This window comes from Pelomicrobium sp. P1, assembly GCF_052805615.1.
This window is the reverse complement of record NZ_JBRBEM010000011.1, coordinates 53,772-74,579: the sequence shown is the minus strand read 5'-3', so window position 1 is coordinate 74,579 and position 20,808 is coordinate 53,772. Positions and strand designations below refer to the sequence as shown.

The window sequence follows — 20,808 nt, the reverse complement described above, 5'->3', positions numbered from 1 at the left end:
TTCGAGCTCAGCCGTGTTTCACCGCGAACTCGCGCATGAACTCCACCAGCCGCCGCACCCCCTCGATGGGCATGGCATTGTAGATCGACGCCCGCATGCCCCCCACCGAGCGGTGCCCCTTGAGCTGGACCAGGCCGCGCTCCTTCGCCTGCCGCAGGAATTCTTCGTCGAGGGCCGGATTCCTGAGAGTGAAGGGGACATTCATGCGGGAACGGTCCGCCTTCGCCACCGGAGAAGCGTAGAAGTCGCTCGAGTCCAGGAAATCGTAGAGCAGGCGGGCCTTCTCCGCGTTGATCCGCTCCATGGCCGCGAGCCCGCCCTTGTCCTTGATCCACTCGAACACGAGCCCGGCGATGTAGATGGCGAAGGTGGGCGGCGTGTTAAGCATGGACTCGTTCTCCGCCTGCACCTTGTAGTCGAAAATGCTGGGAGTGGCGGTCAGCGCCGACCCGATCAGGTCCTCCCGCACGATGACGATGGCGAGCCCCGCCGGGCCGATGTTCTTCTGCGCGCCGGCGTAGATCAGGCCGAAGCGGGTCACGTCCATCGGCCGGGACAGGATATGGGATGAGGCGTCCGTCACCAGGGGCACGTCGCCCGTGTCGGGAATCCAGTGGTATTCCACGCCGCCGATGGTCTCGTTGGACGTGATGTGCACGTAGGCCGCGTCGGAAGAGAGCCTCCAGCGGTCCCGGGGCGGCACGTAGCTGAAGTTGCGGTCCTCGGCGCTGGCGGCCACGTGCACCTCGCAGTATTTCCTCGCCTCGGCCATCGCCCGCTTGGCCCAGTGGCCGGTGTTCACGTAATCGGCCTTGCGCTTCCCCCGCAGGAGATTCATCGGCACCGCGGCGAACTGGGCCGTCGCCCCCCCCTGCAGGAACAGGACCTTGTAGTGGGCGGGAATGGCCATAAGCTCCCGCAGGTCGGCTTCGGCCTTTCGCGCGATGGAAACGAACTCCTTGCCGCGGTGGCTCATCTCCATCACCGACATGCCGCTCGCGTGCCAGTCGAGCAGCTCGTCCCGCGCCCGGGCGAGCACTTCTTCCGGCAGCACCGCCGGCCCCGCGCTGAAATTGTAGACGCGTCCCATTTACCGCTCTTCTCCTTCGCCCGGCGTGCTCACCCTGGCCTCCCCGGCGGCTTCTCCCTCCGCCTCCGACTCCACCACCTTGCCAAGCCCCGCCAGCTTCTCGGAGGCGTCCAGGTCGATGAGCCGCACCCCCTGGGTAGCGCGCCCCATCTCGCTGATTTCCGCTACCCGGGTGCGGATCAGCACGCCTCCCGTGGTGATCAGCATCACCTCGTCCTCCGGCGCAACCAGGGTGGCGGCCACCACGTTGCCGTTGCGGGCGGTGGTCTGGATGGCGATCACCCCCTGGCCGCCCCGGCCATGGCGCGGGTACTCGGCCAAGGGCGTACGCTTGCCGTAGCCGTTTTCCGTGGCGGTAAGCACTTGCCGCTCCTCCCCGTCCGCCACCACCAGGGAAATCACCTGCTGCCCCGGCTCCAGCCGCATGCCGCGCACGCCCCGCGCGAGCCGGCCCATGGGCCGCACGTCTTCCTCGGAAAAGCGCACCGCCTTGCCCGCGTCGGAGAACAGCATCACGTCCTGGTGGCCGCTGGTGAGCTCGGCGCCGATCAGGAAGTCGCCCTCGGTGAGCTCCACCGCGATGATACCGGAGGGGCGGGGCCGGGAAAATTCGGAGAGGGGCGTCTTCTTCACCGTCCCCTGGGCGGTGGCCATGAAGACGTAATGCTGGTCGTCGAACTCCTTCACCGGCAGCACGGCGGTGATCTTCTCCTCCGGTTGCAGGGGCACCAGGTTCACGATGGGCTTGCCCCGGGACAGGCGCGCCCCCTGGGGCACCTCGTAGACCTTGAGCCAGTAGAGCCTGCCCCGGTTGGAGAAGCACAGGATGTAGTCATGGGTATGGGCGATGAAGAGGTGATCGATGAAATCGTCCTCCCGCGTGCCCGCCGCCTGCTTGCCCCGGCCGCCGCGCCGCTGGGCCCGGTAGTCGGCCACGGGCTGGCACTTGATGTAGCCCGCGTGGGACAGGGTCACCACCACGTCCTCGGGCGTGATCAGGTCTTCCAGGGACAGCTCCTGGGCCCGGGTGACGATCTCGCTGCGGCGCTCGTCGCCGTACTGCTCCTTCACGGCCCGCAGCTCGTCGGCGACGATGGCGTCCACCCGCTCGGGGCGCGCCAGCACGTCCAGGAGGTCGGTGATGGCGTCCATCACTTGCCGGTACTCGGCCACGATCTTGTCCCGCTCCAGCCCGGTCAGGCGCTGCAGTTGCATCTCCAGGATGCGCTGAGCCTGGACATCCGAGAGCCGGTAGCCCTGGGCGGACAGGCCGAATTCCGGCGCCAGGCCCTCGGGGCGGGCCGCCTCGGCGTCGACCCGCGCCAGCATCTCCTCCACCAGCGCGGAGCGCCAGATGCGCTCCATCAGCCGCTCTCTGGCCGCCGCCGGCGAGGGGGCCTCCTTGATCAAGGCGATGATCTCGTCCACGTTGGACAGGGCCACCGCCAGGCCTTCCAGGATGTGGCCCCGTTCCCGGGCCTTGCGCAGCTCGTACACCGTGCGCCGCGTCACCACCTCCCGGCGGTGGCGCAGGAACGCTTCCAGCAGCTCCTTCAGGTTGAGCAGCCGCGGCTGGTTGTCCACCAGGGCCACCATGTTCATGCTGAAGGTGTCCTGCATCGGGGTTTCTTTGTACAGGTTGTTCAGGACCACTTCCGGCATTTCGCCGCGCTTGAGCTCGATCACCACCCGCATGCCCGACTTGTCCGACTCGTCCCGCAGGTCGGCGATGCCCTCCAGCTTCTTTTCCCGCACCAGCTCGCCGATGCGCACCAGCAGGTTCGCCTTGTTCACCTGATAAGGCAGCTCGTCGATGACGATGGCCTGGCGGTCCCCCTTCTCCAGGTCCTCCACGTGGGTGCGGGCGCGGATCACCACCCGGCCGCGCCCGCTGCGGTAGCCCTCCCGCACGCCCTCCAGGCCGTAAATGATTCCCCGGGTGGGAAAATCCGGCGCCGGGACGATCTCCATCAGCTCGTCGATGGTCATTCCCGGCCGCGCGAGAAGCGCAAGGCAGGCGTCCACCACTTCCCGCAGGTTGTGGGGCGGCACGTTGGTGGCCATGCCTACCGCGATGCCCGAGGACCCATTGATCAACAGATTGGGCACCCGGGTGGGCAGGCAGACGGGCTCCCGCTCCTTCTCGTCGTAGTTGGGCTGGAAATCCACCGTCTCCTTGTCGATGTCGGCCATCAGCTCGGAGGCGATGCGGGACAGCCGGCACTCGGTGTAGCGCATGGCCGCCGGGTTGTCCCCATCCACCGAGCCGAAGTTGCCCTGGCCGTCGATCAAGGGATAGCGCATGGAGAAGTCTTGGGCCATGCGCACCAGGGTGTCATAGATGGCGGCGTCGCCGTGAGGGTGGTATTTCCCCATCACGTCGCCCACCACCCGGGCGCATTTCACGTACGGCCGGTTCCAGACGATGTTGGCCTCGTGCATCGCGTACAGGATGCGCCGGTGCACGGGCTTTAAGCCGTCCCTCACGTCGGGAAGCGCCCGGCCCACGATCACGCTCATGGCGTAATCCAAGTAAGAGCGGCGCATTTCCTCTTCGAGGCTGACGGGAACGGTTTCTTTAGCGAATGAATCCATATGGCCGAAACGGCTCACATAACGGGAAACAGGCCCGGCGCTTGCACCCTGCACGGCATGGCGCAAACATTCAATTCAAAAAAACGAAAATTTTATCATGGACAACCTGGCACGGACTATCCGCGGTTCCTGATTCCAGGCGCCAGGAGCGCGCGCAAGGGGTTGACATAACAAAGATTTTAACCGGATAATGCTTTCACGCCCTAGCGCGGATCGACCTCGTTCAACAGAGGTTTTGCGTTAACTCGAGGCGCAAAGGGAGTCCCGGAGCATTCGTGAACACCTCCCCGCCGGGGCTCGTATTGCTTTTTTTTTGGAACGAACAAGAAAGGTGCAAGCATGAAAACTTACTCCCCGAAGCATCTGATGTTGGGCCTGACGGCTGCCGCCGTTCTCGCATCGGGCCCGGTGCTCGCCGCCGCGGACAAGTCCGGCTACTGGGTGGATTCCCGCGGCACGGTCACCAAGAACAGCTACGGACAGTGCTGGCGCGCCGGCTACTGGACCCCGGCGATGGCCATCGAGGAGTGCGATCCGGACCTGGTGAAGAAGGCCGAGCCGCCCGCGCCGCCACCCGCGCCCGCCCCGGTCGCCCCGGCGCCGGCGCCCTCGCCGGCGCCTGCCCCGGCCCCCGCGCCGGCTCCCGTGATGATGCCGGAGAAGGTCACCTTCGCGGCCGACGTGCTGTTCGATTTCGACAAGGCGGAGCTGCGGCCGGAGGGCAAGCAAGCCCTGGACAACTTCGTGCAGAAGCTGGAAGGGGTGGAGTACGAAGTCATCGTGACCGTGGGCCACGCCGACCGCATCGGCCCCGAGGCCTACAACAAGAAGCTTTCCCTGCGCCGGGCCGAATCGGTGAAGGCCTACCTGGTGTCCAAGGGCATCCCGGCCAACAAGGTGTACACTGACGGCAAGGGCGAATCCGATCCCGTCACCAAGCCCGAGGACTGCAAGGGCAAGCGCGGCGCGGCGCTCATCAAGTGCTATCAGCCGGATCGGCGTGTGGAAGTGGAGGTGGCGGGCACCCGCAAGTAAGCGCAAGCCGCCTTCCGCGGACGAACAAAGCCCTGCCCGCGCAGGGCTTTCTTTTTATGGCGCGCGACACGGTCGATCTTCTGGTTGACGCCCGCTGGCTGCTGCCCATGGAGCCGGCGGGCCGGGTGCTGGAGCGCCACTCGGTGGCGGTCCGGGACGGCCGCATCCGCGCCCTGCTGCCCTGGCAGGAAGCCGAAGGACGCTTCGAGGCCCGGGAGCGCCTGCGGCTCGAGCGCCACGCCCTCATGCCGGGGCTCGTCAACCTGCACACCCACGCTGCCATGACCCTGCTGCGGGGTCTCGCGGACGATCTGCCCCTTATGGAATGGCTGCAGAAGCACATCTGGCCGGCGGAGATGCGCTTCGTGACGCCCGAGTTCGTCCACGACGGGACGCTCCTCGCCTGCGCCGAGATGATCCGGGGCGGGATCACCTGCTTCAACGACATGTATTTCTTCCCCGAGGCGGCCGCCCGGGCGGTGATGGAGGCCGGGATGCGGGCGGCCCTAGGGATGATCGTGGTGGATTTCCCCACACCCTACGCCGCCGATCCCGACGACTATCTGAGCAAGGGCATGGCGCTGAGGGACGAGCACCGGGCGAACGCCCTGCTCTCCTTCTGCATGGCGCCCCACGCCCCGTACACCGTGAGCGATAGGACCTTCGAAAAGCTGCTCACCTACGCGGAGCAGCTCCAGGTGCCCATCCACGTGCACCTGCACGAGACCGACGAAGAAATCCGGGAAAGCCTGCGCCAGTACGGGGTGCGGCCCTTGGAGCGGCTGCGGCGCCTCGGGCTCCTGGGACCCGGCCTGGTGGCGGTGCATATGGTGCACTTAACGCCGGAGGAGATGGAGCTCGTCGCCCGCGCCAACGCCAGCGTCGCCCACTGCCCCTCCTCTAACCTGAAGCTCGCCAGCGGTTTCGCCCCCATCGCCCAGCTCGTGGAGCGAGGCGTCAACGTGGGGCTCGGCACGGACGGGGCGGCCAGCAACAACCGGCTCGACCTCTTCCAGGAGATGCGCACCGCGGCCCTTCTCGCCAAGGCGGTGAGCGGCCGGGCGGACGCCCTTCCCGCCCACCGCACCCTGGAAATGGCCACCCTGGACGGGGCCCGGGCCCTCGGTCTAGAAAAGGAAATCGGCTCCCTCGTCCCGGGGAAACGGGCCGACATGGCCGCGGTGGACTTGGGCGCCCTGGAGCTTACTCCCTGCTACGATCCCCAGTCCCACCTGGTCTACGCCGCCGGCCGGGAGCACGTGAGCCACGTTTGGGTCGAGGGGCGGCTCTTGCTGGACGACGGGCGGCTCACCACCCTGGAGCCGGGCGAGCTCGCCACCCGCGCGAGCCGCTGGGGACGCCGCATCGCCAAAGCGGACGCCAACGTTCGACAAGACGGCAATTGAAATGGCCCGCGAATCCGGGCTTGAGGCCATGAACAACGTCGATCCCCTGGAGATCGAGAAATTCAACCAGCTCGCCCACCGCTGGTGGGATCCCCACAGCGAGTTCAAGCCGCTGCACGACATCAACCCCCTGCGCCTGAAGCTCATCGAAGAGGCGGCCGGCGGGCTGGCGGGCAAAGAGGTCCTGGACGTGGGCTGCGGGGGCGGGATTCTCGCCGAAAGCATGGCGGCCCGGGGCGCCCGGGTGACAGGAATCGACCTGGGAGAAAAAGCCCTCAAGGTAGCCAAACTGCACCTGCTGGAAAGCGGCCTGCAGGTGGACTACCGCCACTGCTCGGTGGAGCAATTGGCGGCCGAAATGCAGGAGCGCTACGACGTAGTCACCTGCATGGAGCTCTTGGAGCACGTGCCGGATCCCGCGAGCACCGTAAAGGCCTGCGCCGCCGTGGCCCGGCCGGGGGCGCCGGTGGTCTTCTCCACCATCAACCGCAACCTGAAGTCCTTCCTCTTCGCCATCGTGGGAGCGGAATACGTGTTGGGGCTGCTACCCCGCGGCACCCACGAGTACGCCCGCCTGATCCGCCCGGCCGAGCTCGCCCGCATGGCCCGCGAGGCAGGGCTCGACGTGACGGGCTTCACCGGTCTGACCTACAACCCGTTCACCAGGCAGTACGCCCTGGGAGCCGACATCGACGTGAACTACTTCGCCCTCACCCGGAAGACATGACCCGTCCCCGAGCGGTTTTCTTCGACCTGGACGGTACCTTCGCCGATACCGCCCCCGACCTGGGTCATGCCTTGAACCGCATGCGGGAGCGGCGAAACCTGCCTCCTTTGGCCATCGAAACGGTGCGACCCCACGCTTCGGCGGGTGCCCGGGGTCTGCTCCACCTGAGCTTCGGCCTCACGCCGGAAGACCCCGATTACGGCGTGCTGCGGGAGGAGTTCCTGGCCCTCTATAGCGAGGCCCTGTGCCGCCACACCCGGCTCTTCCCCGGCATTCCCGAGCTGCTGGACAGGCTCGAGGCCCGGGGTATCGTATGGGGCATCGTGACCAACAAGCCGGAGCGTTTCACCCGCCCCCTGCTCGCGGCCCTGGGCGTGGCAAGCCGCGCCCGCTGCATCGTCAGCGCCGACACCTGCCCTCATCCCAAGCCCCACCCCGAACCCCTGCTCACCGCCAGCCGGCAGGTGGGCATCGAGCCGCCGGCGTGCCTTTACCTGGGCGACGACGAGCGGGACGTGCAGGCGAGCCTCGCCGCCGGCATGCGTCCCGTCGTGGCCCGCTACGGCTACCTGGGTGACGGCAGGCCGTGGCAGGCCTGGGGCGCCCAGGGCGCCATCACCCAGCCGCTGGAGCTGCTCGACCTCCTTTAGAGAAGAGAGAAGACAAATCCGGACCTAGACCCGATAGAGCGAACGGCGGTCCCGCTCGAAGCGCACCGCATCCTCAAAGGATGCACCCCGCTTGCCGCCGGGCCAGATCCAGCCGGCGCTCTCCAGGGAAATCTCTCGCCGCAGGAGCTGAATGGAACGGCCGTCCTCGAATTCCACCACGGTGCCATTGATGCTGCTGTCGGTGAGATAGAACTGCACCCCCTCCAGCCGGACGATGGCATGCTCCCGGGAGACGAAGCGGTCCGCCAGCCGCACATCGCAGTGGAGAGCCCGGCCGATCACGACGCGGTAACGGAAACGATCCACGGTGATCCGCTGCCCCCGGTGGGTGAGCACCAAGCCGCCTGGGTCCGCCGGCAGCAAGCGCCGTCCCTCCAGGTTCAAATCGGTCACCGTCGTGCTGTCATGGTCCCAAAGGACTTGATAGATCACCGTCTCCCGGGCGGTGTCTTTGATCCGGACCTGGAAAATGGGCCGGCATGTCGCCTTGAGCTCTTCGGAGAGGGTGCCGTAGGTGGCCTCGGAAGTGAGAATCTGCTCCGGGCTTGCCATATCGCTCAGGTAGGCGGCCAGGTTCACGGTATCGCCAAAGATGTCCCGCCCCTCCTCCATCAGATCCCCGTAATGGATCCCGATGTGGAGTCGCACCTTCTCCCCGGCACAGGGCTGGCTCGCCGCCTGCCGCTGCAGGACGCCGGCCGCGCGGAGCGCCTGGTCCGCGGAGGGAAAGACGCTCAAGGCGGCGTCCCCCACCGCCTTGACCAGCCGGCCGCCATGCTCCTGGGTGACCCGGGCGCTCCGCTGCACGAAGGCTTCCACCACCGCGCGGCCGGCCAGATTGCCTAGGACGGCGTAGATCCGGGTGCTGCCCACCAGATCGGCGAACATCACCGCGCATCGGGCCAGGCTTCGACTCATATCAAGAACAAACTATAAGCATTTGAGGAAAATATACTTTTCATTTAGCCGAAATGGTATCACCGGTGGAACGAATCGCAAATCCTCGGGTCTCATAGGTTGAACCTGTCTGAAAGCGCTAGAATTCTGCATCCAATGCAGGGGGCGACCTGGTTTCGACGCGGGTTGCGAAGCAGCGCAGGGCATGCCGAGGACCAGTTCCCTCGTAAATCCACTGGAAACCAATAGACGCCAACGACGAGCGTTACGCTCTCGCCGCCTAACACCGGCGAGACGCTGCACTAGCCTGCTGATGGGCTAGGCCCTGCCGGGCGAGGGAGGCGCAAGCCGAGCTTGCTCGAAGGGGTGCAGCGTCATTCACATCAGCCCCTGCGCACGGTCTGGCCGCTTGGCCGTGCGCATCCGTCGAAGCGGCTGGCCAAGCGTCAGCCTGCCGGCCGGCGGGCGCGAGGCGAGATGCAATAGACCCGGCTAAGCATGTAGGCCTGACTGCGGAGGATTCGCGGACGGGGGTTCGATTCCCCCCGCCTCCACCATTTTCCTGAAACCCGGAACCTTTCCGGGTTTTCTCATCGGCTCAACCGGCAGATTCTTCTGGAGCTTAGGGCGGATGGCGGAGATACCCCGAGAGGGAAATCCTGGCACAGCCGAGCCAGCGCGCGAGGCGGTGGAGGCGACCTACCGCGCCGAGTCCCGGCGAGTGCTCGCCACCCCGATCCGCCTGCTCGGCGACTTCGATCTCGCCGAAGAAGCGCTGCACGATGCCTTCAAGGCCGCTTTGAAGCAATGGCCCCAGGAAGGCATGCCGGCCAACCCCCGGGCGTGGCTCGTCTCCACCGGCCGCTTCAAGGCGATCGACGGCATCCGCAAGCGCGCCCGCTTCGATCCCCTGGACGAGATGGCCGAGCAGGTGGAGGCGATCGTTGCCGACGCGCCGGCGTGGAGCGGCGACGAAGACATCGAGGACGACCGGCTGCGGTTGATCTTCACCTGCTGCCATCCGGCCTTGTCCCCCGACGCCCAGGTGGCGCTCACGCTGCGGGAAGTGTGCGACCTCGCCACCGAAGAGATCGCCCACGCCTTCTTGATTCCCGCCCCCACCCTCGCCCAGCGCATCGTGCGCGCCAAAGCGAAGATCCGAGAGGCCCGCATTCCCTATCAGGTGCCCGAACGAGCCGAGCTCCCCGAGCGGCTGGACAGCGTGCTGCGGGTCATCTACCTGGTGTTCAACGAAGGCTACGCCACCAGCTCGGGTGCCTCCCTCACCCGGCCCGATCTCTCGGGGGAGGCGATCCGGTTGGGGAGGCTGCTGGTCGAGCTGTTGCCTGAACCCGAGCCCACGCGGCGCGGGCGGAGCTGTGCCGGCGGCTGGGAAGGACGGCGGAGGCCCGGGCCGCTTACCAGCGAGCCCTTGCCCTGACGCGCCAGGCGCCGGAGCGGCGGTTTCTCGGACGGCGGCTGGCCGAGCTGCAAACTTGATCGGTCCATTGTCGATTTGGCGCCCCGCCGAACGACTATGGATCGTAAACGGCCCTCAAAGCCGGAGGCCGGGCGCTCAGGCCGGCCGAAAACTACACAGGCTTCAGAAACAAAGACTTAATCGAGGTACGTCAACTGTTCGAGCTGGAAGACTTCGAGACCGCGCTCGGCATGAAATCGGAGGCGGTCGAGCGCTGGCGCGAGATGGGGATCGGGACGAAGAAAGAGGCGCCATTCGAAGGGCCCCGCGCACATCCGGGACGGGGCCGTCATCGCCTTCTCCCCTTCTCCTTCTGCCGGCACCCAAAAGGAGCGAAACACCATGCAGAGAATCACCCCTTGCCTTTGGTTCGACAATCAGGCCGAAGAGGCCGCAAGGTTCTACACGTCGATCTTTAGGAATTCCAGGATCGGAAGAATCAGCCGCTATGGGAAGGAAGGCCACGAGATTCACGGAAGGCCCGAGGGGTCGGTCATGACCGTCGAGTTCGAGATTGACGGTCACGGGTTTATCGCACTGAACGGCGGACCGGTCTTCAAATTCAACGAGGCCATCTCGTTTCAGGTACATTGCGAAACGCAGGAGGAGGTGGACTATCTCTGGGAGAAGCTTTCCGAGGACGGCGACCCGAGTGCGCAGCAGTGCGGCTGGCTCAAGGACAAGTACGGCGTATCCTGGCAGATCGTTCCGACGGCCCTGATCGAGATGCTGCTGGACAAGGATGTCCGGCGAACCGAACGGGTCATGAAGGCGATGTTGCAAATGAAAAAGATCGAGATCGCGAAATTGAAGCAGGCATACGGGGAAGAATAGCCAGCCCGTGCACGGGCCGCCCCCTCAACGAAAAGGAGAACGCAATGAAATACCTGTGTCTGGTTTATCTCGACGAGAAACGGCTCCCGGAGCTGCCCGACGAAGACTGCGTGGAATACGACGCGGCGATCCGCAAGAGCGGCCAGTGCATCGCCTCGGAGGCCCTAGAGTCCGTACATACCGCCACTACCGTTCGGGTCAGGAACGGCAAGCTGTCCGTCACCGACGGCCCCTTCGCCGAAACCAAGGAGCAGCTCGCCGGCTCCTACCTGATCGAGGCGCAGGACCTGAACGAGCCCATCCAGCTAGCCTCGAAAATCCCACCGGCGCGGGTGGGCAGCATCGAGATACGACCGATCCGGCCGATCCGGGAAACGGTACAAGCCGAAGCAAAACGGAGGGCGAAGGAGGCCGGCGCAGGGACGTGATCGAACTGAAGAGCGACGATCATCGGGTGCTGACGTCCCACAGTCTGGACGACGACGGCCGATGGCACCATTTCATGACAGCCCACTATCGCCGGAAGAAGTAGTGGCGCGGCTCAATCTTCCCAGGAGGAACGATCGATGACGAGCAATCCCGAGAAAACCGCGACTCGAACCCGCAACCCGGCCGCCCGCGCCCAGCGCTCCCGGTCGACGGGTCGCGTGGTAGTGCTGGTCGCTACGCGCAAAGGGGCGTGGTTGTATCACGGCGATGGAGCACGGAAGGCCTGGCGGGTCGACGGGCCGCACTTTCTCGGTCACATCGTCAATCATCTCGTGCTCGACCCGCGCGACGGGCGGACGCTGCTCGCGGCGGCGAAGACCGGGCACCTGGGCCCGACCATCTTCCGCTCTACCGATCTGGGCCGCACCTGGAAGGAAGCAGAGCGGCCGCCGGCCTTCGCCAAAGCGCCGGCGGGCGAGCAGGGCCGCGTGGTCGACCAGACGTTCTGGCTGACGCCCGCCCGCGCCGCCGAGCCGGACGTCTGGTACGCGGGAACTTCGCCCCAGGGGCTGTTCCGCTCGGAGGACGGGGGCGTCACCTGGACGCCGTTCTCTAGCATCAACGACGACCCCCGGTACCGGAAGTGGATGGGCACCGTGCAGGACGGCACCCCCGATGGGCCGAAGCTGCACTCCATCATCGTCGACCCGCGCGATCCCAAGCATCTCTACTTCGCCATGTCGGGCGGCGGGGTGCACGAATCGCGAGATGGGGGCCGGACCTGGGCGCCCCTCCTGAAAGGGCTCGACGTGGTGGAAGGTTTCGATGCGACCAATCCCACGTTCCACGACCCGCACTGCGTGCGGCTTTGTCCGAGCAACCCGGATCGTTTGTATCAGCAGAATCACTGCGGCATTTACCGGCTCGACCGTCCGTCCGACGAGTGGATACGCATCGGCAAGACCATGCCCGAGCGGGTCGGCGACATCGGCTTTCCCATCGTGGTGCACCCGCGGGACGCGGACACCGCGTGGGTGTTCCCGATGGACGGCGCCACCGTCTGGCCGCGCACCAGTCCCGATGGGGCTCCAGCGGTGTATGCGACCCGTGACGGCGGCGAGACCTGGCAGCGGCTCGACGACGGCCTGCCCAAAAGCCAGGCCTGGTGGACCGTGAAGCGCCAGGCGATGACGGCGGACGCGCAGGATCCCGTGGGCCTGTATTTCGGCACCACCAGCGGCGAGCTGTGGATGAGCCGGGACGAAGGTCGCCAGTGGGCCTGTATCGCGCGGCACCTTCCGGAGATCTACGCCGTGGAAGCGGCTGAATTACCGTAGGCAGACCCACCCGATGAAAGTGCTCATCCCCAGCCCGCTGCGTTCATACACGGGGCGATCGTCGGTCGAGGCGAGCGGTTCCACCCTCGCCGCGCTCCTCGACGATCTGGACCGTCAATACCCGGGAATCCGCTTCCGCATGATCGACGAGCAGGACGGGATCCGGTCCCACATGCGCTTCTTCGTCGGCGGCAAGCAGGTCTTCGATCTGGCGCAGCCGCTGGGCGCCACCGAGGAAGTGATCATCGTCCAGGCGTTAAGCGGCGGCTGACGGCGCGGGACCTGCGCGCGGACGCGCCCAGCTTCAGGATTCCCACGCGCCGACCGAGAAGGGGACTGTGTCGATTCGCGGTCGTTCCGAACGACTACCTGCAGATCGACCACGGGCCTCCAACCGGGGGCGTCGCGATACGAACCGGGAATGTTGCGATACGATTCGGGATGATCCAGGACGCCCTTGATACCCGGTGCACAACCGCCCCGCCGAAGAAAACCGCCCTCGCGCCCGAGCGAGCGTGATCCTGCCCGCCGGCGCCGCACCCGAGGCGCGCCTGCTGCTCATCGGACGCGGCATGCGGGCGCTCTGCGACGGGTACGTCGCCGTGCTGCTGCCCGCTTACCTGCTGGCGCTGGGTTTTGGCACCTGGGAGGTGGGGCTGCTCAGCACCGCGACCCTGCTGGGATCGGCCCTCGCCACCCTGGCCGTGGGCGCCTGGGGACATCGTTTTCACCACCGCAGCCTGCTGCTCGGGGCGGCCCTGCTGATGACCGCTACGGGGCTTGCCTTCGCCAGCCTGTCCGCGTTCTGGCCGCTGCTGGTGGTCGCCTTTGTCGGTACGCTGAATCCCAGCGCCGGCGATGTCAGCGTGTTCCTCCCCCTGGAGCACGCCCGTCTGGCCGAAGCCGCCCAAGGCCACGTCCGCACCGCGCTGTTCGCCCGTTACAGCCTGACTGGCGCGCTCGCCGCCGCGTTCGGCGCGCTTGCCGCCGCCGTGCCGGACGGTTTGGCAACGCTGGGGGTCGATCGCCTCACCGCGTTGCGGGCCATGTTCGTCCTCTACGGCGCAGCCGGCTTCGTGGTCTGGTTGCTGTACGCACGGCTGCCGAGGCCGTCGTCCAGCCAAGCCCACCGCAGTCCGCCTGCCCCCCTTGGACCCTCGCGCGGCCTCGTCATCAAACTAGCGGCGTTGTTTTCGGTTGATGCCTTTGCCGGCGGGCTGATCGTGCACTCACTGCTGGCCTTGTGGCTGTTCGAGCGCTTCGAGCTGTCGCTTTCCGCAGCCGGCGCGTTCTTCTTCTGGGCGGGGCTTTGCACTGCCCTCTCTCAGCTCGCGGCGCCGTGGGTGGCCCGTCGCATCGGCCTGCTCAATACCATGGTGTTCACCCACATTCCCGCCAGCCTCGCCCTCATCGGGGCGGCATTCGCACCTCGTCTGGAGATTGCCCTGGGTCTGCTGCTTCTACGCGCTGCGCTGTCGCAGATGGACGTGCCGACCCGGTCGGCTTACGTCATGGCCGTGGTCACACCGCCGGAACGAGCAGCGGCGGCGAGCTACACTGCGGTGCCGCGGAGCTTGGCCTCGGCGCTCAGCCCCTCTCTGGGCGGCGCCTTGTTCGCGGCGGGATGGCTCGCCGCGCCGTTGGTAGTGTGCGGGATGCTGAAAATCCTCTATGATCTGGCGCTGCTCAAGGCCTTCCGGCGGGTAAAACCAGCGCACTGAGAAGGGCGTACCCGGCTCAGCGACAACCCCCGGAGCCCTGGGAAACACCGCCCCCGGGGGCGAGCGGCCTCGAACAGGTGCTGAGGGGCTCGCGCGAGACGATTGGCCTACGACGATCAACTTCTGGCGACCGCCGGCAGCGCGTTCGACGGCCTGCTGGCCGCCTTTGAAAAGGAGGCGAAGACATGAGCCAATCCACCGCCACACCGGCGCAACACGACGCCAGAACCCAGCCATCCGTTGTGAGCTTCTGGGAAGCTTTCCGCTTCTGGTTCAAACTCGGCTTCATCAGTTTCGGCGGTCCGGCCGGACAGATCGCTGTCATGCACACCGAGCTGGTCGAGCGTAGACGCTGGATCAGTGAGAGACGCTTCCTGCACGCGCTCAACTACTGCATGGTGCTGCCCGGCCCGGAAGCGCAGCAGCTCGCCACTTACATCGGTTAGCTGATGCACCGCACCTGGGGCGGCATCGTCGCCGGTACGCTCTTCGTCTTGCCTTCCCTGTTCATCCTGATCGTGCTGTCGTGGATCTACATTGCCTTCGGCGACGTGCCCCTGGTGGCCGGGCTGTTTTATGGCATCAAGCCCGCCGTGACCGCCATCGTCGTGCATGCGGCCTACCGCATCGGTTCTCGGGCCCTCAAGAACCACGTGCTGTGGGCAATTTCCGCAGCCTCGTTCGTGGCCATCTTCGCGCTCAATGTGCCGTTTCCGGCGATCGTTGCCGGCGCGGCGCTGATCGGCTATCTCGGCGGGCGCATCGTCCCAGACAAGTTCAAGGCGGGTGGCGGGCATGGCAAGGTTGACAAGTCCTTCGGTCCGGCGCTGATCGACGACGATACCCCCCCGCCAGAGCACGCCCGCTTTCACTTAAGCCGCCTTGTCCGCGTGCTCGTGATTGGAGCGTTGTTGTGGGCCGTGCCGATGGCAGGGCTTTCGGCGCTCTACGGCTGGAATGGCACGCTCACACAGATGGGCTGGTTCTTCACCAAGGCAGCCTTACTCACTTTCGGCGGCGCGTATGCAGTGCTGCCCTACGTCTACCAAGGCGCAGTCGGACATTACGGCTGGCTCACGCCGACGCAGATGATCGACGGCCTGGCGCTCGGCGAAACCACGCCAGGGCCGCTCATCATGGTGGTGGCCTTCGTCGGCTTTGTGGGTGGCTATGTCAAGGCATTGTTCGGGCCGGACATGCTTTTCGCGGCTGGTGCAGTCGCGGCCTGTGTGGTGACGTGGTTCACTTTTCTCCCTTCCTTTCTGTTCATCCTGGCCGGCGGCCCGCTCGTGGAATCGACCCACGGCGACCTCAAGTTCACCGCGCCGCTGACCGCGATCACTGCGGCCGTGGTCGGCGTGATCCTCAACCTGGCCCTGTTCTTCGGCTATCACGTGCTATGGCCGCAAGGGTTTGCTGGGAACTTCGATTGGGTATCGGCCCTGATCGCGCTAGCGGCGGTCGTCTCGCTCTTCCGCTACCAGGTCGGCGTCATCCCGCTCATCGCGGCGTGCGGCGTGTCTGGCCTTGTCTACCAGCTCGTCCTTTGAGGATGCCGGCCTGGACGACGATAGGCTCTTCACAGGAAAAGCAAAGTCTATCGAGCGTGGCGATCCGAGGCCGCGGGTTACCGCGCTCAAGGATGATTTTGGACCGGTTCGGTCACGAAGCCAATCCGCCTCAGCCCGCTGGCTTGCGCATCTGACATCACTTCGACGACGTTTTCATAGAGCGTTTTGCGATCGGCACGGATATGCACTTCCGGTTGCGGTTCGCGCTTTGCCGCCTCGGCAAAGCGCCCCGGCAAGGCGGCCCGGTCAAGGGGTTGCTCATTCCAGTACACTTGCCCCAGCGTGTCGATGCTGATCGTGATGGTCTGCGGTTTTGCTTCGTTGGGCTGGCTGGTGGCACGCGGCAAGTCGATCTTCACCGCGTGGTGCATGACCGGAATGGTGATGATAAAGAGGATCAGCAGCACCAGCATGATGTCCACCAGCGGCGTGGTGTTGATCTCGGCGTTGAGATCGTCGTCTTCGTTGAGTGTCGAGAAAGCCATCATGCTCACCGCGCGTCAATCGATACCACGTGCACGGGGGCCCCGTCACGGTGGGTTTCAGGCAAGTGTCGTGTCATGCCGGTGATGGCGAAGGTGCAGACGTCATGGGAAAAGCGGCGCAGCCGCGCAAGCAAGGCCTTGTTGTTGCGTACTGCCGCGTTGTAACCAAAGGTGGCCGGAATGGCCACCGCCAGGCCCAGCGCCGTCATGATCAGCGCTTCGCCCACCGGGCCAGCCACTTTTTCGATGCTGGCCTGTCCCGCTATGCCTATGCCGATGAGGGCGTGGTAGATGCCCCACACTGTGCCGAACAGGCCGATGAATGGCGCGGTACTGCTGATCGAGGCGAGCAAACCAAGCCCGCTCTGCAAGCGCGCAGAGGCGTCATCGATCGCCTGGCGCAGGTGGCTGGCCAGCCACTCGGCACCCGGTGGGGCTGCGTCGCCGCGCGCCCGCATGACCGGGTGTAGTTGAAGGCAGATCGTGGCCTCGTCGATCACCCGCCGGAAGGCGTTGTCCGGTGCAGGCTCAAGTCGAGGCCCAAGGTCGGACAGCGCTCGCGCATCGCGCAGGGAACGCTCGGCGATATTGGCTAGGCGGTTCATGCGGAGCGCCTGCCAGCCGCGCATCAGCATCACGTACCAGGACAGTACGGACATGGTGAGCAGCAGGAGGGCGACACCCCGCATGACCCAATCGCCCTGCGACCACAAATTGATTAGCCCGTAAAGATTGTTCACGATTTCCTCCCTTCATTGCAGCTTGAAAACGACGGGCACCAGTACCCAGGCGTCCACCGGCTGGTCGCCTTGGCGGGCGGGGACGAAACGCCATTGCGCCACGGCGCGCACGGCGGCCTCGTCCAGGCGCGCGGAGCCGCTCGTCGCATGCAACTTCACCTGGCTGGCACGACCATCGGCGGTGACCAGCACTCTCAGCAGTACCCGTCCTTCCTCGCCCAAGCGCCGCGCCAGCGCGGGATAGTCGGGTGCGGGATTATTGAGGTAGGCCGCGTCAAACCGTGGCGGTGTCACCGGCGTGGGCGGGGCAGGGGGGGCAGGAGGTGCGCTCATTGCCACGGGTTCGGAAGTGGGCGCCACTATCGCTGGCGCTTCTGGGGGAGAGATGGCGCGCTCGCTGGGTTCTGGATCCGCCATGGGCGGTATCGCCGGCTGCACGATGCGAGGCTTGTGCACCACTTCGGGCGGTCGCGGCGAAAGAGGCGGAGGTGGCTGCGGCACGGGGGGTGCAATGATTTCAGCGTACATCACCTTGGGTAATACGCGCTGCGCGAGATCGCGTGCCAAACCGGACTGCAAGGCGTACAGAAATGCGACGTGCAGCAGCAGTACCAGTCCGAAGGTGAATAGAGAGGTGCGCGGGGAGAAGATATCCATCTCAAGACGCTAGAAATTGGCGATCAGCGTCAAGCGGTAGGATCTCGGCTCCACGGGATGGAAGTGGATGTCGTTCACCCCTTGAGCCGGCTCGCCCGGCAAGCGGGAGGCATAAAAGTAAGCGATCTGATCGTCCCGGGAGTTCAACAGATTGTGGATGTCCAACGCCACCCGGAGGTTTTTGTCGATCCTGTATCCCACCCGGGCTTCCACCAGGGTGGTGGAATCGGAGCGCACGCTGTTGTCCTCGATCAAGGCCCGTGGACCGAAATACCGCAGCCGCAGCGCGCCGAAATAAGGGCCCAGGCGATCCACCGACAGGCCGATCGACGCAACCCCCTCCACCGCCCCGGGGATGCGATCTCCCGCAGGATCGGCGTTTCTGAACCTCGCCCGCGCGTAGGCGAAGTCCGCATCGACGGTCAGCCACGAGGTGGGGGCGTAGTAGTTGGCGAACTCGAAGCCGACGCGGCGGCTGGGACGGCCCGCCTCGGTGGTTCCGGCATCGCCGACGAAGACCAGCTCGGAGTCAAAGTCCAGCAGGAAAACGGCCAGAGAGCTCTGCAAACCCGGCACGATCGCGCTGCGCAGGCCGACCTCGGCCCCCTTGGCGCGCACCAGCAGCGGCGCCTTGTCCTGGGGCAGGTTGGCGTTGGGGCCGTTCCCCGGGGTGACGGTGATCGTGGCGCCGCGCGCGTCGTTGCTGTGGAATCCACCCCCCAGATTGACGTAATACTCGGTCTTCGCCCAGGGACCGAAAACCAAGCTCAATTGCGGGTTGGCGATGCTGGCGCTCACCTCGCCCGAGTTGGCCGGATTGTCGGACTCGACCTTGGCGCGATAAAAATCGCCGCGTATCCCTGCCACGGTGCGGAATTTCTCCAGCCATTGAGTGCGGTTCTGGAAATACACGCCGAGGCTGCCCTCGGTGACGTGATCTTGACGGACGGTGGAGAGCGTCTCCCGCTGGCGAGTCTTGAACAATCCGTTGAAGATGTTGTCATTGCGCACCTGCAGCCCGATGGTGTTTTCCACCTCCCGTCCGTTCCAGTTGCCAAGCCAGGTGTGGCTCGCGTTCATTCCCCAGAAAACGCGGCTGTCGGGCTGCTCGAATTGATCGCCGTTCACGGGATCGTCGAGAAAATAAGTGAAATTCGAAAATAGACTGAGTTTGCTCCTGACCAGATACGCATTGGCCTGGGTCACCGAATTGCCGGCGGTGCGCTTCCAGGCCCCGGACAGGCTATAGCGGGAAGCCTCGCCCCCATCGGTGGGATCCAGCGCGTCGAAGCGCCCGATCAGGCCGGAGTCCACGGCGCGCTTCGCCACCTGGTCGGTGGCGTTCCAGGTTCCGTGGTAGGCCATGGCGGTCAGGTTAAACCCATTCAGTGCCGTGCCCTGGCTGTAGCGCAACACGGCGTTGACTTTCTTGTAATCGTCCGGATGCGTCCAGGGGCCGTCGTTATGAAAGAGCTCTAGCGCGTACAGCAGATGGCCCTCGCCCCATTTGGGAGAATTGGCCACGAGTAAGCGTCCATAGCCGCCGCTGCCCCCGCCTAAGGACGCCACCCCCTGGGGCAGGGCATCGGCGTAATGGATATGCACCGCGCCGGCGGCCGCGAAATCTCCTTCCTCCGGGTAGTAGGGCCCTTTCTTGTATTGGAGGCTACTCACCAGCTCCGGAATCATGAAATTGAGGTCCGACCATCCCTGGCCATGGGCATGGGAGCGCAGATTGACCGGCATGCCGTCCACGAAAATCGCAAGATCGGTGCCGTGGTCCAGGTTGAAGCCGCGCAGAAAGTACTGGTTCGCCTTGCCCTCCCCGCTGTGCTGCGTCAAGATCAGCCCGGGGGTTTCCTCCAGCACTTCCCCCACTCGATACACCGGGTGGGCTTCCAGCTGAGCCCGGTTCACCGTTCCCACGTTCGCAGAATCGGCAGTCCCGATGAGGTCCTCGCGGCTGGCCGTGACTTCCACGGGTTCCAGCGTCAAGGTGGGGATGCCGCCCGCCAGGACAGGTTGCGTCCACCCCAAACCGAGGCCGGCCAGAAGCCACGGAGCAAGGCGAGCCGGGATAGGGCCCCTATGAGGCGGGTTTCTCATGCCCATTCTGTCGATCCCCTTCTCCAAACCGATCACGCCACAACACGCGCTTCCCCTGCCCGCACCAGGACTCGTCCGGGTCGCGGCGTATGAAAAAAACTAAATTCTTCTTACCGTTAGGGAAAAAATTCGGCGCTTTTCCCGTCCAAGTCAAAACGCGCCGAAGACGGCCGCGCGAGGCGCAACGCCAACGCGAAGCTTGCCGCGACCACAACGATCACAATGGCCCCGAAAGCAAGCTCCTTGCCCCGGCTCCACTGGTCCACCGCCGGAAAGAAGTATCGGGCGATGCCGAAGCCCGCCACCCCCAGGCTCAGGCTGGAAACCACCAGCCCCATCACCCGCGAGGCAATGCGCGCCGTCTCGTCCGCCCGCTGGATCAGGCGCGAGATCCAAAGCCCATTGATACCGTCGGTCACCATCATGCCGAGCATGAATAAAAGCCCCAGCATCAGCGAATACCAGGGACGGCCGAACTGGGCGCCTGTGAGCGCAAACAGCGCGGCCTGGCTGAGCGTATCGAAAGAAAGGGCAAAGGCTGCGCCGACCAGGGCGATGAGCAGCGGATTTCCGGTCCTCTGCAGGCGGCCGAGAAAACGCCCCTTGAGTCCGATGGTGCGCACCACTTCGCTGGGGTCGGTCTTGAGGACTGCCGTGAGGTTGAGTATTCCCAGGAGAAGCAGAAAAACGATGGAAATCCAGCCTCCCACCTCCTCCATCCAGACCGGAATCCGCCATCGCTGGGCGAGCGTGCCCACCATCAAGGCGACCGCCAGGACCACCGCCCCGTGGCCGAGCGAGAACAGGAAACCGCAGAACCGCGCAAGCCTTGGGTTTGCCCGGGCGTTGAAGCGGGTCAGGCCGTCGATCGTGGCCAGGTGGTCTGCGTCGAGCCCATGCTTCAATCCGAGCGTAAACGCCAGAACCATCAAGGCGAGCCCGTTCGTCTGTAAGGCTTCCAAGTTTCTCCTCCGATTTTCAACTGCCGCGTCTGTGGGCCGGTCCCTGCGAATCATCGAGCGGCTCC

19 protein-coding genes, 1 other RNA gene and 2 pseudogenes are annotated in these 20,808 nt (G+C 65.4%); 14 read left to right on the top strand and 8 right to left on the bottom strand.

What is annotated here, in order from left to right; all coding sequences use genetic code 11:
* Nucleotides 1-7: 7 nt before the first annotated feature.
* Nucleotides 8-1,090, bottom strand: a complete 1,083-nt coding sequence (gene serC / locus ACUVYZ_RS11875) for a 3-phosphoserine/phosphohydroxythreonine transaminase (protein ID WP_439934657.1) — start codon at nt 1,088-1,090, stop codon at nt 8-10.
* A complete protein-coding gene (gene gyrA, locus ACUVYZ_RS11870) occupies nt 1,091-3,685 on the bottom strand; it encodes a DNA gyrase subunit A (protein WP_439934656.1) in 2,595 nt (864 codons plus the stop codon).
* 339 nt (nt 3,686-4,024) lie between these two features.
* Between gyrA and ACUVYZ_RS11865 the strand changes: the two genes are divergently transcribed.
* From ACUVYZ_RS11865 to ACUVYZ_RS11850, 4 genes are read left to right on the top strand one after another with little or no spacing between them, the layout of a single operon-like run.
* Nucleotides 4,025-4,720 carry an OmpA family protein gene (locus ACUVYZ_RS11865; RefSeq protein WP_439934655.1) on the top strand — a complete coding sequence of 232 codons (696 nt, stop codon included), beginning with the start codon at nt 4,025-4,027 and terminating at the stop codon, nt 4,718-4,720.
* A 56-nt stretch (nt 4,721-4,776) separates the two neighbouring features.
* Complete coding sequence (locus ACUVYZ_RS11860) at nt 4,777-6,126, top strand: TRZ/ATZ family hydrolase (protein WP_439934654.1); 1,350 nt, start codon at nt 4,777-4,779, stop codon at nt 6,124-6,126.
* Nucleotide 6,127: 1 nt separating this feature from the next.
* On the top strand, nt 6,128-6,853 hold the full coding sequence (gene ubiG / locus ACUVYZ_RS11855) for a bifunctional 2-polyprenyl-6-hydroxyphenol methylase/3-demethylubiquinol 3-O-methyltransferase UbiG (protein WP_439934653.1): 726 nt from the start codon (nt 6,128-6,130) through the stop codon (nt 6,851-6,853).
* Nucleotides 6,850-7,503 (top strand): HAD-IA family hydrolase, encoded by a 654-nt coding sequence (locus tag ACUVYZ_RS11850; RefSeq protein WP_439934652.1) that lies wholly within the window; start codon nt 6,850-6,852, stop codon nt 7,501-7,503. Before ubiG ends, ACUVYZ_RS11850 begins: the two co-directional genes overlap by 4 nt.
* A gap of 24 nt (nt 7,504-7,527) precedes the next feature.
* Here ACUVYZ_RS11850 and ACUVYZ_RS11845 read toward each other — a convergent pair whose 3' ends face one another.
* Nucleotides 7,528-8,442 carry an adenylate/guanylate cyclase domain-containing protein gene (locus tag ACUVYZ_RS11845; protein ID WP_439934651.1) on the bottom strand — a complete coding sequence of 305 codons (915 nt, stop codon included), beginning with the start codon at nt 8,440-8,442 and terminating at the stop codon, nt 7,528-7,530.
* Between the two features lie 140 nt (nt 8,443-8,582).
* Between ACUVYZ_RS11845 and ssrA the strand changes: the two genes are divergently transcribed.
* From ssrA to chrA, 10 genes and pseudogenes are all read left to right on the top strand, one after another.
* Nucleotides 8,583-8,978: a transfer-messenger RNA gene (gene ssrA / locus ACUVYZ_RS11840) on the top strand.
* A 74-nt stretch (nt 8,979-9,052) separates the two neighbouring features.
* Nucleotides 9,053-9,778 (top strand): annotated as a pseudogene (locus ACUVYZ_RS11835) (RNA polymerase sigma factor); the annotation flags it as partial.
* Nucleotides 9,779-9,798: 20 nt separating this feature from the next.
* Nucleotides 9,799-9,921, top strand: a complete 123-nt coding sequence (locus ACUVYZ_RS11830; protein WP_439934723.1) for a hypothetical protein — start codon at nt 9,799-9,801, stop codon at nt 9,919-9,921.
* A gap of 322 nt (nt 9,922-10,243) precedes the next feature.
* Nucleotides 10,244-10,735, top strand: a complete 492-nt coding sequence (locus ACUVYZ_RS11825) for a VOC family protein (protein ID WP_439934650.1) — start codon at nt 10,244-10,246, stop codon at nt 10,733-10,735.
* A gap of 44 nt (nt 10,736-10,779) precedes the next feature.
* Nucleotides 10,780-11,163, top strand: coding sequence for a YciI family protein (locus ACUVYZ_RS11820; protein WP_439934649.1), 384 nt, complete (start codon nt 10,780-10,782; stop codon nt 11,161-11,163).
* Nucleotides 11,160-11,267 carry a DUF1579 family protein gene (locus ACUVYZ_RS11815; RefSeq protein WP_439934648.1) on the top strand — a complete coding sequence of 36 codons (108 nt, stop codon included), beginning with the start codon at nt 11,160-11,162 and terminating at the stop codon, nt 11,265-11,267. The genes ACUVYZ_RS11820 and ACUVYZ_RS11815 overlap by 4 nt, the downstream gene beginning before the upstream one ends.
* A 121-nt stretch (nt 11,268-11,388) precedes the next feature.
* On the top strand, nt 11,389-12,501 hold the full coding sequence (locus tag ACUVYZ_RS11810) for a glycosyl hydrolase (RefSeq protein WP_446033066.1): 1,113 nt from the start codon (nt 11,389-11,391) through the stop codon (nt 12,499-12,501).
* A gap of 13 nt (nt 12,502-12,514) precedes the next feature.
* Nucleotides 12,515-12,772, top strand: a complete 258-nt coding sequence (locus tag ACUVYZ_RS11805) for a MoaD/ThiS family protein (RefSeq protein WP_439934646.1) — start codon at nt 12,515-12,517, stop codon at nt 12,770-12,772.
* 244 nt (nt 12,773-13,016) lie between these two features.
* Nucleotides 13,017-14,222 (top strand): MFS transporter, encoded by a 1,206-nt coding sequence (locus ACUVYZ_RS11800; RefSeq protein ID WP_439934645.1) that lies wholly within the window; start codon nt 13,017-13,019, stop codon nt 14,220-14,222.
* Nucleotides 14,223-14,407: 185 nt separating this feature from the next.
* A pseudogene (chrA, locus tag ACUVYZ_RS11795) lies at nt 14,408-15,772 on the top strand (chromate efflux transporter).
* Between the two features lie 86 nt (nt 15,773-15,858).
* On the opposite strand, the gene ACUVYZ_RS11790 reads toward chrA, so the two are convergent.
* From ACUVYZ_RS11790 to ACUVYZ_RS11770, 5 genes are all read right to left on the bottom strand, one after another.
* On the bottom strand, nt 15,859-16,278 hold the full coding sequence (locus ACUVYZ_RS11790) for an ExbD/TolR family protein (protein ID WP_439934722.1): 420 nt from the start codon (nt 16,276-16,278) through the stop codon (nt 15,859-15,861).
* A gap of 5 nt (nt 16,279-16,283) precedes the next feature.
* The gene (locus ACUVYZ_RS11785; protein ID WP_439934721.1) at nt 16,284-16,967 is read right to left on the bottom strand and encodes a MotA/TolQ/ExbB proton channel family protein; all 684 of its coding nucleotides are present in this window, start codon (nt 16,965-16,967) and stop codon (nt 16,284-16,286) included.
* A gap of 63 nt (nt 16,968-17,030) precedes the next feature.
* Nucleotides 17,031-17,675 carry an energy transducer TonB gene (locus tag ACUVYZ_RS11780; RefSeq protein ID WP_439934644.1) on the bottom strand — a complete coding sequence of 215 codons (645 nt, stop codon included), beginning with the start codon at nt 17,673-17,675 and terminating at the stop codon, nt 17,031-17,033.
* Between the two features lie 9 nt (nt 17,676-17,684).
* On the bottom strand, nt 17,685-19,670 hold the full coding sequence (locus tag ACUVYZ_RS11775; protein ID WP_439934643.1) for a TonB-dependent receptor: 1,986 nt from the start codon (nt 19,668-19,670) through the stop codon (nt 17,685-17,687).
* Nucleotides 19,671-19,897: 227 nt separating this feature from the next.
* The gene (locus tag ACUVYZ_RS11770) at nt 19,898-20,797 is read right to left on the bottom strand and encodes a HoxN/HupN/NixA family nickel/cobalt transporter (RefSeq protein ID WP_446033065.1); all 900 of its coding nucleotides are present in this window, start codon (nt 20,795-20,797) and stop codon (nt 19,898-19,900) included.
* Nucleotides 20,798-20,808 lie beyond the last annotated feature (11 nt).

Excerpts from the sequence above, each read along its gene's own strand:
- serC (WP_439934657.1), bottom strand. The coding sequence starts at position 1,090 with ATGGGACGCGTCTACAATTTCAGCGCGGGGCCGGCGGTGCTGCCGGAA.
- gyrA (WP_439934656.1), bottom strand. The coding sequence starts at position 3,685 with ATGGATTCATTCGCTAAAGAAACCGTTCCCGTCAGCCTCGAAGAGGAA.
- ACUVYZ_RS11865 (WP_439934655.1), top strand. The coding sequence starts at position 4,025 with ATGAAAACTTACTCCCCGAAGCATCTGATGTTGGGCCTGACGGCTGCC.
- ACUVYZ_RS11860 (WP_439934654.1), top strand. The coding sequence starts at position 4,777 with ATGGCGCGCGACACGGTCGATCTTCTGGTTGACGCCCGCTGGCTGCTG.
- ubiG (WP_439934653.1), top strand. The coding sequence starts at position 6,128 with ATGGCCCGCGAATCCGGGCTTGAGGCCATGAACAACGTCGATCCCCTG.
- ACUVYZ_RS11850 (WP_439934652.1), top strand. The coding sequence starts at position 6,850 with ATGACCCGTCCCCGAGCGGTTTTCTTCGACCTGGACGGTACCTTCGCC.
- ACUVYZ_RS11845 (WP_439934651.1), bottom strand. The coding sequence starts at position 8,442 with ATGAGTCGAAGCCTGGCCCGATGCGCGGTGATGTTCGCCGATCTGGTG.
- ACUVYZ_RS11825 (WP_439934650.1), top strand. The coding sequence starts at position 10,244 with ATGCAGAGAATCACCCCTTGCCTTTGGTTCGACAATCAGGCCGAAGAG.
- ACUVYZ_RS11820 (WP_439934649.1), top strand. The coding sequence starts at position 10,780 with ATGAAATACCTGTGTCTGGTTTATCTCGACGAGAAACGGCTCCCGGAG.
- ACUVYZ_RS11805 (WP_439934646.1), top strand. The coding sequence starts at position 12,515 with ATGAAAGTGCTCATCCCCAGCCCGCTGCGTTCATACACGGGGCGATCG.
- ACUVYZ_RS11790 (WP_439934722.1), bottom strand. The coding sequence starts at position 16,278 with ATGGCTTTCTCGACACTCAACGAAGACGACGATCTCAACGCCGAGATC.
- ACUVYZ_RS11785 (WP_439934721.1), bottom strand. The coding sequence starts at position 16,967 with ATGCGGGGTGTCGCCCTCCTGCTGCTCACCATGTCCGTACTGTCCTGG.
- ACUVYZ_RS11780 (WP_439934644.1), bottom strand. The coding sequence starts at position 17,675 with ATGGATATCTTCTCCCCGCGCACCTCTCTATTCACCTTCGGACTGGTA.
- ACUVYZ_RS11770 (WP_446033065.1), bottom strand. The coding sequence starts at position 20,797 with ATGATTCGCAGGGACCGGCCCACAGACGCGGCAGTTGAAAATCGGAGG.